Raw genomic sequence first — 574 nt, 5'->3', positions numbered from 1 at the left:
ACCGGCCCCTGGACACCAGGGTCGGCACCATTGACGTGGCGATCCCCAAGCTGCGCTCAGGTACCTACTTTCCAGAGTGGTTGCTTCAACGCCGCAAACGCTCCGAAAGCGCCTTGATCACAGTGGTCGCTGACTGCTACCTAGCAGGAGTATCCACGCGCCGTATGGACAAGCTCGTCAAAACCCTGGGGATCACAGGACTGTCCAAGTCCCAGGTCTCACGCATGGCAGCCGACCTGGACGAGCACGTGGATCAGTTCCGCAACCGGCCCCTCCACGATGCCGGGCCTTTCACCTTCGTTGCCGCTGATGCGCTCACCATGAAAGTACGCGAAGGAGGACGCGTCGTCTCGTGCGCGGTTCTGGTTGCCACCGGAGTCAACAATGACGGACACCGAGAAGTACTGGGGGTGCGCGTATCCACCAGCGAGACCGGCCCGGCGTGGAACGAGTTCTTCGCCGACCTGGTCGCCCGAGGCCTCACCGGCGTGCGCCTGGTGACCAGTGACGCCCATCTGGGCCTGGTTGAAGCCATCGCCGCCAACCTGCCCGGAGCCACTTGGCAACGATGCCG

The 574-nt window shown here is 63.4% G+C and carries 1 protein-coding gene; it reads left to right on the top strand.

The genetic code is table 11. The annotated features are described in order from the left end of the window. On the top strand, window positions 1–574 hold a 574-nt coding region (locus HMPREF2894_RS04550; protein ID WP_210399398.1), incomplete at both ends, for an IS256 family transposase.

Source organism: Rothia sp. HMSC066G02 (genome assembly GCF_001813145.1).
Taxonomy (GTDB): Bacteria; Actinomycetota; Actinomycetes; order Actinomycetales; family Micrococcaceae; genus Rothia.
Note: the sequence above shows the minus strand (reverse complement) of the source record. Positions and strands in the feature narration are given on the sequence as shown.